Genomic DNA, 12,755 nt, shown 5'->3' on the forward strand with positions numbered 1-12,755 from the left:
CGACGGCGTTGAGTGCGACGTTGGGGATGATGCGGTCGCGGAACTTCCACATGTCGGCGCCGTTGTCCATGTGCACCAGCCGCGGGGCGTCGTCCTTGTACTTGGCGGGCAGGTGGTTGTCGAACATGTCGGGCGGCTCGATGATGTGGTCGTCGACGCTCATCAAGATCATGTCGTTCATTTCCATGGCAGAGCTCCTTTCGTCATTTCCCATACTGTAGCGCTTACGATATGGGTTATGGGAGATGTGCCGGTCGACGGGAACGGCTGACTGGTCCGGGTGGGCTGACATTGAGCTTGGCACTTCTTGACGGGTGTGTCAACATTCACTCGATAACCAGCTATTTATATTTCTGACCTTGCTATATAGAACTTGACAGTTGTGTCCAGTAGGCTCGCTGTCGTGACGATCGCCGATGTATCCGGACCTCACCCGGCCCATGAACGCGGGCCGGAGTCGGCCGATGCACGCGGGCCGGAGACTGCCGATGCACGCGTGCCGGAGCCGCGCAGGATCGGGGTGGCCGGCGGCAGTCGCGCCGAACGAACCCGCGAGGCCATCCTCGACGCCGCACGGAAGCTGTTCTACGAGCGCGGCTACGCCGGGGTGGCGGTCAACGCCATCACCGAGGCCTGCGGGATATCCCGGGCCGGCTTCTACACCTATTTCAAGGACAAGCGCGAGATCTTCGACATCCTGTCCGAGCGGGCCTACCGCGACCTGCGTGAGGTGCTCGCGGGCTGGAGCGCGTTGCCCGCGGGCAGCTCGGCCGACGACGTACGCGGGTTCGTCCGCGACTACTTCGTCTACATGGACCGGCACGGTGCGTTCGCCATGGCCGGGGCGCATTCCGGTCCCGACGACGACGGCTTCCGCGCGGGATACCGGCGCATGCAGACCCGGGTGTCGTGGATTCTCGGGCAGGGGCTGCCCGGTGCGGGCGCGCACTCGCCCGAGGTCGTCGGCAGTGCGGTGTTCGGGCTGCTCGATCGGTCCTGGCACACCGTGCGGGCCCAGTCGGTGACGGTGAGTGAGGACGAGATGGTCGACCTGCTGACCGACATGATCGTCGGCATGCGCGGCTGACGCCGGTTCTTCGCTGACCCGATCTCTTTCGCTGACCCCGAATCTCTTTCGCTGACCCGAATCTCTTTCGCTGACCACAGTCAACGAAGTAGCGTGTGCGGATAGTTGGCCTTCCCCGGTGCCGACGGGCCAGGAGGTCACCGATGAAGAAGCTGCGCGCCATGGATCTGCGATCGGCATGGGTGATCGCCGTGGCGTCGGTGGCAGTGTCGATGGTGATCGCGGCGATGGCCGGGCTGACGACGGCGCTGCCGGAGATAGCGCTGGTCACCGGCGCGAATACCGGTCAGATGACCTGGATCATGGATGGTTACACACTCGCTCTGGCGGCGTTGCTCCTGCCGGCGGGTGCGCTCGGCGACAGACTCGGGCGGCGGGAAGTACTGATCGTCGGGCTCATCATCTTCGGTGTGGCCTCGCTGGCGGCGATCTGGTGCACCGATCCGGTCTCGATGATCATCTCGCGGGCGGCCTGCGGGGTAGGTGCGGCGCTGATCATGCCGACCACATTGTCGCTGATCACCACGGGCGTCCCCGCCGACAAGCGGGAACTGGGTATCAGCATCTGGGCGGCGGTCGTGGGTGCCGGCGCGATCTTCGGCATTCTCATCACCGGCGTGCTGCTCGAGTTCTTCTCCTGGAAGTCGATCTTCATCATGTTCGCTGTGATGGCGGTGACGATCCTGGTGCTGTCGCTGACCATCGCCACCTCCAAGGACCCCGATCCGGGTCCGTTCGACTTCATCGGCGCATTGACGTCGGTGGCCGCGGTGACGATGCTGATCTTCGGGCTCATCGAGGCACCGCACAAGGGCTGGACGTCGCCGCTGGTGCTGGTGTGCCTCATCGGGGGCATGGGGCTGGTCGTCGGCTTCTACCGGGCGGAGGCACGTAACCTGTCGCCGCTGCTGGATGTGAATCTGTTCCGCAACCGAGCCTTTGCGGCCGGATCGTTATCGGTGCTGGTGCAGTTCTTCCTGTCGTTCGGCCTGTTCGTGGTGTTTCTGCAGCAGGTTCAATTGATCTTCGGCTACTCGCCGCTCAAGTCGGCCGTCGCGCTCATGCCGATCGTTGTTGGGGTGGTATGCGTCGCACCGCTGTCCACCATCCTGGTGGTGCGGTGGAACGCGCTGCGGCTGTTCCTGACGGCCGGCATCACCGCGGGCGGCATCGGGGTCCTGACGATGGGGCTGTTCGACTACGACGAGTACTGGATGCTGCTCATCCCGATGATGGCTTTCGCTGTGGGGCTCGGCCTTTCCGGCGCGCCGTCGACGGCGGCGATCATGACCAACACGCCGCCGGGCAACCAGGGGGTCGGCTCGGCGGTCAACGACACCGCCCGCGAACTCGGCGCGGCGCTCGGTATCGCGGTCTCCGGCAGCATCATGGCCGCCGGTTTCGATGCCCGGATCGGCGAAACCGCCGACCGGGCCCGCGATCAGATCGATGCCCTGGGCAGACAGGCGGCCGCAGCCGGGAACCCGGCGGCGACGCAGGAGGCCTCACGGCAGGCCGACACCGTCGCAGAGCATGTCCGGCAGTCCCTCGCCGAGGCGCTGGCGGTGGCCGACGGGTTGCGTGACCAGGCGCCCGGAGTGGCGGCCACGATCACCGACGGGGCGCGGGCGGCGTGGTCGGTGCCGATGGGGCACGCTTACCTGGTGGTGGGCGTCGTGACGCTGGTAGGAGCGGCTGTGCTGTGCTGGATCACTCCCAACCGGATCGACGCCACCGCGGGCGGTGCTGCGATGGCCGACGGGTCGGCGACTTCCGCAGATCAGGACGGTGACAATGCCGAAGACCGGCACGAGTCGGATCGCCCGGCCAATGTCGGTGTGACCGGGAACACAAATTCACCGGGATTTTCCGGCGTGTAATGCGACACAGTCGCCCTGGAAGGTTACATTTGTCTCATAGCACACCAGCCAGGCTCGTCCTGGTCCGGCTGATCGGGCCGAATCCCACCAGCGTGTGCGGCACAGGCAATCGCACGAGTAGGCATCGGTGTTCAGGAGTGTGGAGACGATGGCATCACCGGATTTCACGTCAGCGTCGGGAGAACAATTCACCGCGGTCCGTGCGCGAATGTGGCGCCTGCTGGTGATGCTGAGCGCGCTCGTCGGCGTCGTGGTGTGTCTGCTGCTCATTCTGACCTCGGCAACTTGAGGGCCGAGAAATAACGAAATGCCGGTGAACCAGTCACCGGCATTTCGCTCTTTGCGGCCTCAGGCGTTCTTCTCGATAGCCGCACCGACGCGGGGGAGTGCGTCGGCGACATTCTCCTTGGCCTTGCCGCGCAGGGCGTTGTAGGCCTTGGCGAGCGGCGCCTTCGCGCTTGCGGCGTGCTCGTCGGTGATTGCCAGCAGGGCCTCGGCGGCCGCATCCGAATTGGCGGCCAGGTGGTCACCGAAGGGGGTGCCGGCGGGACGCGAATCCCAGAACGGTGACAGCGCGGTCACGAACTCGGGCAGCAGCTTGTCGGTGGCGTGCGGAACCAGGCCCGGCTTGAACTTGTTGGCGGCGTTGTAGCCGGCCTTGATCGCGGTGCCGCTCAGGCCCTTCTTCTCGGCCACATCGGAGTCGATGACGGCCGCGAGGTCGGTGACGACCGCTTCGCGACGACCCGGTTCGAGCAGATGCTGCAACGAATCACTCATATGTCTCTCCCTAAGCACGATGGACCGAAGCTGCTCCCGGCCACTGTCGGGCACCCCCGGTCCCACCCCGTACGGAGCGGAATCGAGCGGTGCTCTGGTTACCGTCGTAGAGAGTACTTGTTTGTCGCGGTAAGCGTTTCGTGCGGCCTGTCCGCGCCGATGCCGATTCGGGACAGCTGATTTTCTACACTTCCGCGCACACGATGTTCTTCAGCACCACCGCGTCGGCGCGCTCGGCGACAGATGCGGTGGCCAGCAGATCTCCCTCGTCCCACACGTCGACGACCAGCGTCTCACCCGGGAACACCACGCCCGCGAAGGTTGCCGAAAAGTTCGTGACCTTGGTGACATCGGAGCCGCGGACTTCGTCGACGAGGGCCCTCAGGACCGCCCCGTATGTGCACCGGCCGTGCAGGATGGGGCGCGGGAAACCGGCTTTCCGAGCGAACGCCGGATCGCTGTGCAGCGGATTGCGGTCGCCGCATAGCCGGTAGTACAGCGCTTGCTGCGGCAGTGTCGGGATCTCGATCCGGTGATCGGGTGCCCGGTCGGGCAGTGTCCGCTTGTCGGAGGCACCGCGCTCGCCACCGAACCCGCCCTCGCCGGAGGCGAAGATCGATGACCGGGTGGTCCACAGCAACTCGCCCTCGTCGTCGACGGTGGTGTACTCCTGCACGATGACCGCCGCCGAACCCTTGTCCCAGACCTCGGCGATCCGGCCGCTCGTGGTCGCCTTGCCGGCGGCCGGGATCGGCCGGTGGATGCTCACCTGCTGACCGGCGTGCACCACCTTGGCCAGGTCGATGTCGATTCCGGGGAACACGACCTTGGGGGCCTCAGTGGCGTGGAATGTCGGTGCGACGGTCGCGAACGAGGGCAGCACCTTGGGGTCCGAGTCGTGGATGTAGCCGAGGCCGGCTTCGTCCATCGGGTCGGCCGCGGCGCCTACGGCCAGGTTGTACAGCGCCACGTCGGAGGCCGACCAACTGTAGGACTGCTCGCCGATGTCGGCGCCGATGGCGATATCGGGATTGATGGGCATCGCTCATGCTCCCTTCGAGACGGCCGTGGCTTTGTCGGCGCCGGCCTTGTCGGGGCCGGCTTTGCCGGGGCCGGCCTTTTCGGCGGCGTCGAGAGCCGCGAGATAGCCGAACACCATCGCCGGGCCGATCGTCGCGCCGGGACCTGCATAGGTGTGACCCATCACGGGTGCACTGGTGTTGCCCGCCGCGTACAGTCCGTCGATGACCGAGCCGTCGGCGCGCAGTGCCCGGCCCGATGCGTCGGTGTCGATGCCGCCCTTGGTGCCCAGGTCGCCCGGCACCATCTTGACCGCGTAGAACGGGGCCTTGTCGACGGGACCGAGGCTCGGGTTGGGTTTGTTGGTGAGGTCGCCGTAGTAGTGGTCGTAGCCGCTCTTGCCGCGGCCGAAGTCCTCGTCGACCCCCTTGCGGGCGAAGCCGTTGAACCGTTCGGTGGTGGCGGTGAGCGCCTCGACGGGCACGCCGATCTTGCCGGCCAGCTCGGTGAGCGTGCCGGCCTTGACCACCACACCCGATTCGAGCCACTTGCGCGGCAGCGGCTGGCGGGCGTTGACGCCGGCGAACAGGTAGCGGTTGCGGCAGCGCTGATCCATGATCAGCCACGCCGGGACGTTGGTTCCGGGACCCTCGCCCTGGCCGAACTCGCCGCCGTACATCCGGTGCACCGCTTCGACATACGGCAGCGACTCGTTCATGAACCGCTCACCGCGCTCGTTGATCATGAACGTGCCGGGCACCGCGCGCTCGGACAGCGCGAACCACGGGCCGCGCGGCAGCGGGATCGTCGGGCCCCACCAGGCGTCGTCCATCATCGACACCGCGGCGCCGATCTTGAGGCCGGCCGTGATGCCGTCGCCGGTGTTCGTCGGCGCGCCGGTGGTCCACTCCGAGCCGATCGGATCGCGCTGGTACTTCTTGCGCATCTCCGGGTTGTTCTCGAAACCGCCGGAACCGAGGATGACGCCGTGCCGGGCGCGCAGTTCGATCCGCTGACCTTCGGATTCGGCGACGACGCCGACGACGCGGCCGTTCTCGGTGATCAGGTCGGTCAATCCGGTGTTGAGCCGCAGCGGCACACCGGCCTGACGCACGCCGACGAGAAGCTCGGCGGCCAGCGCCGACCCCATCGCGATCAGCTTCTTCTTGCGGGTCTTGGCGACGAAGAACCGGCCGCCCACCTTGGCGGTGCGGGCGATGCCGCGCCAGTGCCGCAAACCGACGTTCAGCCAGCGGTAATCACTTTGCAGCACAATCATATTCAGCGGCACCTTGGAGTACGGCGGGTGCAGCGTCTTGAGATCGTCGCCGAGGCGCCGGGCGTCGAACGGCTTGGGTTCGATGGACCGTCCGCCCAGGCGTCCGCCGGGGGCCTCCGGGTAGTAGTCGGAGTAGTCCCTGACCCACTCGAACTCCAGCGGGGCGTGCGCCATCAGGAAGTCGAGGGCCTCGGGGCCGCGGTCGATGTAGGCGTCGATCTTCTCGGCGGGGGCGTGTTCGCCGATGATCGCGTGCACGTATTCGCGAGCCCTGGCCACGGTGTCGTCGACGCCGTCGCGTTTGAGGACCGAGTTGCCGGGGATCCACACGCCGCCGCCGGAGCGGGAGGTGGAACCGCCCCAGTACGGCGACTTCTCGATGAGGATCGTCTTGAGGCCCTTGTTCGCGGCGGTGATGGCCGCGCTCATCCCGGCGGCGCCCGCGCCGACCACGATGACGTCGTACGTCTCGGACCCGGCTGAGCCGGGAGTCGTGGTTGTGCTGGTGGTGCTTGACGGTGTCGCGTCGGCCATGGGGGTCCCTTCATTCGCCACGGATGCAACGAGTTCTCCCCAAATTAGAACACGTTCCAGAAACTTGCCGCCACCCTGGGTTGGACAGGTGTCCATTCCGCCCAGTGGGTTCGGCCTGTTGCTGGGGTAGCCCGATATGTCAGCGTCTACGACGATGTGTGTGCGAGGGCTCCTCAAAAACTGGAACGTGTTCTAGAATGGGCGGAGCCCGACAACGGATTGCCCCGGTACCAGCAGGAAGCGAGACACCACATGGCGGTGGACCAGGCCACACGGCAACAGATCGCCGATGATCTGTGGACGGCCGAGCGGACCGCGACCGCGATCGACCGGCCCAGCGATTCCCATGCGGGTCTCGACGTGGTGGACGCCTACGAGATCCAGCTCATCAACATTCGTAAACGGCTCGACGCCGGTGCCAAGGTGGCCGGCCACAAGGTGGGCCTCGCGTCGGAGGCCATGCAGACCATGATGGGCGTCGACGAACCCGACTACGGGCATCTGCTTGACACCATGCAGTACCACGAAGCCGAGCCCATCGACTTTCATGCGTTGTGCATCCCGCGGGTGGAGGTCGAGGTCGGCTTCATCCTCGGCGCCGACCTGCCCGGCGAGGGCTGCACCCGCGACGACGTGATCGCCGCCATCGAATGGGTGGTGCCGTCGATCGAACTGATCGACTCACGCATCAGGGACTGGAAGATCACCCTCGTCGACACCATCGCCGACAACGCGTCCTCGTGTGGCTGGATCCTCGGCGAGCAGCGAGTGGCGATGACCGACATCGACGTCGGCGACATCGACGCCACCCTCACCCGCAACGGCGAGGTCGTGGCCAAGGGCAATTCGTCCGCGGTACTGGGTAATCCGCTCAACTCGGTGTCGTGGCTGGCCAACAAGGTGTCGAGTTTCGGGGTGCGGCTGCGCAAGGGCGATGTGATCCTGCCCGGTACCGCCACCCGCGCCTTCGACATCGCCTCCGGTGACAACTTCGTCGCCGAGTTCGCCGGACTCGGCAGCGTCACTCTGGATTTCACATGACCGCATTGCATGCTGAGGACTTCCCGGAAAGCCGACCATCCCGGCGAGGGGGTGGCTTCGTCTGCGGAGTCAGCTGCATTACAAGGATTTTGGACAAGACATCTCGACGGTGGTGAGGACTACATGGCAAAGACACTGACAGCCGCGATCATCGGATCGGGGAACATCGGGACGGACCTGATGTACAAACTCGAGCGGTCGGAGGTGATCGATCCGCGTTGGATGGTGGGTATCGATGCCGACTCCGAGGGTATGAAGCGGGCGGCGGATCGCGGCTTGATCACGATGTCCGGTGGTGCCGATGAACTGCTCGCCTCCGGTGAGCTTCCCGACCTGATCTTCGAGGCGACGTCGGCGTACGTGCATCGCGAGTACGCGCCGAAGTACGAGGCGGCCGGGATCGTCGCGATCGATCTGACGCCCGCGGCCGTGGGGCCGGCGGTGGTGCCGCCGGCCAATCTGCGTGAGCATCTCGACGCCCCCAACACCAACATGATCACCTGCGGCGGGCAGGCCACCATCCCGATGGTGCACGCTGTGTCGAGCGTGGTTCCGGTGGAATACGCCGAGATCGTGGCGTCCGTGGCGTCGGTGTCGGCGGGGCCGGGCACCCGCGCCAACATCGACGAGTTCACCCGCACCACGTCGAAGGGGATCGAGACGATCGGCGGCGCCACCCGTGGCAAGGCGATCATCATCCTGAATCCGGCCGATCCGCCGATGATCATGCGCGACACCATCTTCTGCGCGATCCCCGCCGATGCCGACACCGATGCGATCGCCGAGTCGATCCACAAGCGGGAGAAGGAGATCCAGGCGTACGTGCCGGGTTACCGGCTGCTGCAGGATCCGCAGTTCGATCCGCCGTCGGTGATCAACGGTGGCTACGCCCGCGTGAGCATCTTCGTCGAGGTCGAAGGTGCCGGCGACTACCTGCCGCCGTACGCGGGCAACCTGGACATCATGACCGCCGCCGCCACCAAGGTGGGCGACGAAATTGCCAAGGCAAAACTAGGAGTTCCGGCATGAGCACCGCACCTGATCTGATGGCCAATGCGCGCAAGTACTCCGACACCCTCGACATCCGCATCACCGACTCGTCGTTGCGTGACGGCAGTCACCACAAGCGGCACCAGTTCACCGAAAAAGAGGTCCGCGATATCGTTGCGGCCCTGGATGATTCAGGTGTGCCGGTCATCGAGGTGACCCACGGCGACGGTCTCGGCGGCTCCTCGTTCAACTATGGCTTCTCCAAAACCCCTGAGCAGCAACTGATCAAGGCGGCGGCCGAAACCGCCAAGCGCGCCAAGATCGCGTTCCTGATGCTGCCGGGTCTCGGTACCAAGGACGACATCCGTGCCGCTCAGGACAACGGCGGACAGATCTGCCGCATCGCCACCCACTGCACCGAGGCCGACGTCTCGATCCAGCACTTCGGGCTGGCCCGCGAGCTGGGCCTGGAGACCGTCGGGTTCCTGATGATGAGCCATTCGCAGCCGCCGGAGGTCATCGCCAAGCAGGGCCGCATCATGGCCGACGCCGGCTGCCAGTGCGTGTACGTCGTCGACTCGGCCGGTGCGCTGGTGCTCGAGGACGTCACTTACCGCGTGCAGGCGCTGCGCGCCGAACTCGGCGACGACGCCCAGATCGGCTTCCACGGCCACGAGAACCTCGACATCGCCGTCGCCAACTCCGTCAACGCGGTGCGCGCGGGTGCCCAGCAGATCGACGGGTCCATCCGCCGGTTCGGTGCGGGTGCGGGCAACACGCCCACCGAGGCGTTCGTCGGGGTGTGCGACAAGCTCGGCATCACCACCGGTATCGACTTCATGAAGATCGCCGACGCCGCGCAGGACGTGGTGCGTCCGGCGATGCCGTCCGAATGCCTGGTGGATCGTTCGGCCATGATGATGGGCTACGCGGGCTGCTACTCCAGCTTCCTCAAGCACGCCGAGAATCACGCCGAACGCTACGGCGTCCCGGCCGCGGAGATCCTGCTGGAGGCCGGTGCCCGCAAGCTCGTCGGCGGCCAGGAGGACCAGCTCATCGACATCGCGCTGGAACTGCGCAAGAAGCAGGACGCCAACGCCGGCGTCTGACGTTCGTGGGCCGAACCTGTGCCGGAGGGATCACCCCTCCGGCACAGGTGTATCCGGCCGCCGGCGGTCGAGGATTCGCAGCGTCATCAGGGTGAGCAGGACGACCAGCGCCACCACGCATACGGCGAGCGCGGCGTAGGCGCCCCACCCGGCCGACATCGCGGGCATGTCGGATTCGAGTTCGGTGGTGACGAGGCTGTCGAACATGCGCGGGGCGGGGTCGGCGATGACTTGGACGGTCCGCACGGAGGCGATGGCGAAGATGATGCCGAGCACGATCAAGCCGGTCCAGAAGACGATGTCGTGCAACCACATTGCGGCCGCTATGAGGACGATCAGCGCGCCGCAGAACAGCAGCGGCACCGCCGGACGCTGGGTGTGCTCCTCCAGGAATACGACGTCGGCCGGCGACGCGCCCGGAACGCTTACCTTGCCGAGACCGGTCACGGCCGGCCGTACGCCTTCATCTCCCACGCCCCACTCGGCCAGGGTGAGTGAGGCCAGCGCGACCCCGCAGATGAGCAGGAACAGCGGGGCCCAGCGGTCCAGCAGGCGGCGAACGTCGAACAAGTCCATGCCACCAGTATCGGGGGCATCGCAGGAACGCGACAGTCGGCCTGGCCGATGCGCCGGATCTCCCCGATGTGCTGACAGGACGCCGATTAGCACATACTGTCGAACCATCGGAAGTCTGATGACGAGGAGATGGCCATGTCCGAGTACTCGGCGCCGGTCGGTGCGCCGATCTGGTTCGATCTGATCAGTGAGGATACGGCCCGCGCGGCCGCGTTCTACAGTGAACTGTTCGGTTGGGAGGTGGATGCACCGCCCAACGTGGAGTTCGGCGGCTATCAGAACTTCGTGAAGAACGGCAGACGTGTTGCCGGGCTCAGTCCGGTGATGGAGGGCGGTGGTCCGCCCAACGTGTGGTCGGTCTATCTGTACACCACGGACGCCACCGCCACCGCCGAGGACGTCGCGAAGTCCGGCGGCAGCATCATCGTGCCGCCGATGGCAATCGGTGACGACGGGACGATGGTGTTCGCCATCGACAGTGCGGGTGCTGCGATCGGATTCTGGCAGCCCGGCACTCACCCGGGATTCACCGAATGGGGGACGCAGGGCACCCCGTACTGGTTCGAATGCCACAGCAAGTCGTACGCGGCGTCGCTGGACTTCTATCGCGCCGTCGCCGGCGCGCAGATCCAGGAGGTGGGCACCGGCGGCGATCCCGACGCCGTCGGACCGGACGCCTACTCGCAGTTGATGACCCCTGATGGCAATGCGTACTCGGGAATCATGGACTCGGTCAAGCTCTTTCCGCCCGAGGTTCCTTCGTTCTGGCAGGTGTACATCACCGTCGACGATGTCCGCGCCACCGTCACCCGTGTGGAGGAACTCGGCGGGAAGATCCTGATGGGCGGCGAGGACACGCCGTACGGCACTCTCGCGACGGTCACCGATCCGTTCGGCGCGGTCTTCGCACTCGGCTCACCGCCCGCGGGAATGTAGTACCCCGCCGCTGGTCACTCGCCGGTGAAGACGGGGGTTTGCTTCTCCGCGAACGCTTTCGGGCCGATCCGGGCGTCCTTGGACTTGAATACCGCGATGCCGAGCTTGGCTTCGATCTTGAACGCGTCCTCCTCGTGGAGGCCTTCGGTGTCGCGCATGGTCTTGAGGATGGCCTGCACGGCGAGGGGGCCGTTGGCGGCGATGGTGTCGGCGATCTCCAGTGCGCGATCGAGGGCGGTGCCGTCGGGGACGACGTAGCCGATCAGGCCGTACTCCTTGGCCTCGGCGGCGGTGATGTGCCGTCCGGTGAGCAGCAGGTCGGCGGCGATGGTGTACGGGATCTGCCGGGGCAGTCGCACGGCGCTGCCGCCGAGCGGGAACAGGCCCCAACGTGCTTCGGCCACACCGAATCTGGCGCTCTCGCCGGCGACCCGGATGTCGGTGCCCTGCAGGATCTCGGTACCGCCGGCGATCGCGGCGCCCTCGACGGCGGCGATGAGTGGTTTGGTGAGCCTGCGGCCCTTGAGCAGGGCGGGCAGGCTCGCGGGATTCCAGGTGCCCTGGTCGACGGTGTCGCCGGGGGCGTTGTCGCGCATCGCCTTGAGGTCCATGCCCGCGCAGAACGAACCACCCGCGCCGGTGAGGATCGCGACCCGGATGTCGGGATCGGCGTCGACCTGATCCCACGCCTCGCGCATCGTCGCCATCATCTCCAGCGACAGCGCATTGCGGGCCTGCGGACGATTGAGCGTCACGATGAGCACGTGGCCCCGCTTTTCGACGAGGCAGTGCGGGGCGTCGGTGCTGACGGAAGCGGTCATCGCAGGGCGTCCTCTGGGGTTCGGTGGTACACGCTTGCCCCAAACAGTAACACGTTCTAGTTTTGTAGCCATGGCCTTCACCATCGCTGACCTCATCGAGCACTCGGTCGACCTCAACCCCGAGCGCGTCGCCCTCGAGACCGAGGGGGAGTCCCACACCTACGCCGAGCTCGAGGCCCGGGCCAACGCGCTCGCCCACACCTTGCGTGACCTCGGGATCAAACCGGGTGACGCGGTGGGTCTGTACAGCAGAAACACGGTCGAGGCCGTCGAGGCGATGGTGGCGATCTTCAAGGCGCGGGCCGTCATGGTCAACGTCAACTACCGGTACGTCGAAGGCGAGCTGGAGCACATCTTCACCGACTCCGGGATGAAGGTGCTGATCCACGAACGCCGGTACCGGGACAAGGTGCGGAACGTGTTGCAGAACGCGCCGTTGATCGAGCGCCGCATCGTCATCGAGGACGGCACCGACGAGGCCGGTGAACTCGATCCGGGCGAGAGCCGGTTCGAGGACGCGATCGCCTCCTCGTCCACCGAACGCGACTTCGAGCCGCGCAGCGAGGACGACCTGTACATGCTCTACACCGGCGGCACCACCGGCAAACCCAAGGGCGTGGTGTGGCGGCAGGAGGACATCTGGCGCGTGCTCGGCGGCGGCATCGACTGGCACACCAGCGAACCGGTCACCGACGAATGGCA

At 66.2% G+C, this 12,755-nt stretch carries 13 protein-coding genes and 1 pseudogene; 8 read left to right on the forward strand and 6 right to left on the reverse strand.

Features of this window, described 5'->3' with window-relative positions:
* Window positions 1-187: pseudogene (locus Q0627_RS05820) on the reverse strand (amidohydrolase); the annotation flags it as partial.
* 309 nt (window positions 188-496) lie between these two features.
* Here Q0627_RS05820 and Q0627_RS05825 point away from each other — a divergent pair.
* The 3 genes from Q0627_RS05825 (at window position 497) to Q0627_RS05835 (ending at window position 3,256) form a co-directional block, all read left to right on the forward strand.
* A complete protein-coding gene (locus Q0627_RS05825) occupies window positions 497-1,087 on the forward strand; it encodes a TetR/AcrR family transcriptional regulator (protein WP_291016682.1) in 591 nt (196 codons plus the stop codon).
* Between the two features lie 143 nt (window positions 1,088-1,230).
* Window positions 1,231-2,967 carry an MFS transporter gene (locus Q0627_RS05830; protein ID WP_291016626.1) on the forward strand — a complete coding sequence of 579 codons (1,737 nt, stop codon included), beginning with the start codon at window positions 1,231-1,233 and terminating at the stop codon, window positions 2,965-2,967.
* Window positions 2,968-3,115: 148 nt separating this feature from the next.
* A complete protein-coding gene (locus Q0627_RS05835; protein ID WP_291016624.1) occupies window positions 3,116-3,256 on the forward strand; it encodes a hypothetical protein in 141 nt (46 codons plus the stop codon).
* Between the two features lie 59 nt (window positions 3,257-3,315).
* Here Q0627_RS05835 and Q0627_RS05840 read toward each other — a convergent pair whose 3' ends face one another.
* The 3 genes from Q0627_RS05840 to kstD all read right to left on the reverse strand — a co-directional run bounded on the left by Q0627_RS05840 (window position 3,316) and on the right by kstD (window position 6,580).
* A complete protein-coding gene (locus Q0627_RS05840) occupies window positions 3,316-3,747 on the reverse strand; it encodes a DUF6918 family protein (protein WP_291016622.1) in 432 nt (143 codons plus the stop codon).
* A 184-nt stretch (window positions 3,748-3,931) separates the two neighbouring features.
* Window positions 3,932-4,789 carry a MaoC/PaaZ C-terminal domain-containing protein gene (locus tag Q0627_RS05845; RefSeq protein WP_291016619.1) on the reverse strand — a complete coding sequence of 286 codons (858 nt, stop codon included), beginning with the start codon at window positions 4,787-4,789 and terminating at the stop codon, window positions 3,932-3,934.
* Between the two features lie 3 nt (window positions 4,790-4,792).
* Window positions 4,793-6,580, reverse strand: a complete 1,788-nt coding sequence (gene kstD / locus Q0627_RS05850; RefSeq protein ID WP_291016616.1) for a 3-oxosteroid 1-dehydrogenase — start codon at window positions 6,578-6,580, stop codon at window positions 4,793-4,795.
* A 252-nt stretch (window positions 6,581-6,832) separates the two neighbouring features.
* On the opposite strand from kstD, the gene Q0627_RS05855 reads away from it, so the two are divergent.
* The 3 genes from Q0627_RS05855 to dmpG all read left to right on the forward strand — a co-directional run bounded on the left by Q0627_RS05855 (window position 6,833) and on the right by dmpG (window position 9,720).
* On the forward strand, window positions 6,833-7,621 hold the full coding sequence (locus Q0627_RS05855) for a 2-keto-4-pentenoate hydratase (protein WP_291016613.1): 789 nt from the start codon (window positions 6,833-6,835) through the stop codon (window positions 7,619-7,621).
* 123 nt (window positions 7,622-7,744) lie between these two features.
* Window positions 7,745-8,650, forward strand: coding sequence for an acetaldehyde dehydrogenase (acetylating) (locus tag Q0627_RS05860; RefSeq protein WP_291016610.1), 906 nt, complete (start codon window positions 7,745-7,747; stop codon window positions 8,648-8,650).
* Complete coding sequence (gene dmpG, locus Q0627_RS05865; protein WP_298808348.1) at window positions 8,647-9,720, forward strand: 4-hydroxy-2-oxovalerate aldolase; 1,074 nt, start codon at window positions 8,647-8,649, stop codon at window positions 9,718-9,720. The genes Q0627_RS05860 and dmpG overlap by 4 nt, the downstream gene beginning before the upstream one ends.
* A gap of 30 nt (window positions 9,721-9,750) precedes the next feature.
* Here the strand turns inward: dmpG and Q0627_RS05870 are convergent, their stop codons facing one another.
* Window positions 9,751-10,296 carry a hypothetical protein gene (locus Q0627_RS05870; protein ID WP_291010923.1) on the reverse strand — a complete coding sequence of 182 codons (546 nt, stop codon included), beginning with the start codon at window positions 10,294-10,296 and terminating at the stop codon, window positions 9,751-9,753.
* Window positions 10,297-10,431: 135 nt separating this feature from the next.
* On the opposite strand from Q0627_RS05870, the gene Q0627_RS05875 reads away from it, so the two are divergent.
* Window positions 10,432-11,232, forward strand: a complete 801-nt coding sequence (locus Q0627_RS05875; protein WP_291010922.1) for a VOC family protein — start codon at window positions 10,432-10,434, stop codon at window positions 11,230-11,232.
* Between the two features lie 14 nt (window positions 11,233-11,246).
* Here Q0627_RS05875 and Q0627_RS05880 read toward each other — a convergent pair whose 3' ends face one another.
* Window positions 11,247-12,053 (reverse strand): crotonase/enoyl-CoA hydratase family protein, encoded by an 807-nt coding sequence (locus tag Q0627_RS05880; protein WP_291010919.1) that lies wholly within the window; start codon window positions 12,051-12,053, stop codon window positions 11,247-11,249.
* A 70-nt stretch (window positions 12,054-12,123) separates the two neighbouring features.
* On the opposite strand from Q0627_RS05880, the gene Q0627_RS05885 reads away from it, so the two are divergent.
* A partial coding sequence (locus tag Q0627_RS05885; RefSeq protein ID WP_298808352.1) for an AMP-binding protein occupies window positions 12,124-12,755 on the forward strand: 632 nt, incomplete at its 3' end.

This window comes from uncultured Gordonia sp. (assembly GCF_937858515.1).
Taxonomy (GTDB): Bacteria; Actinomycetota; Actinomycetes; order Mycobacteriales; family Mycobacteriaceae; genus Gordonia.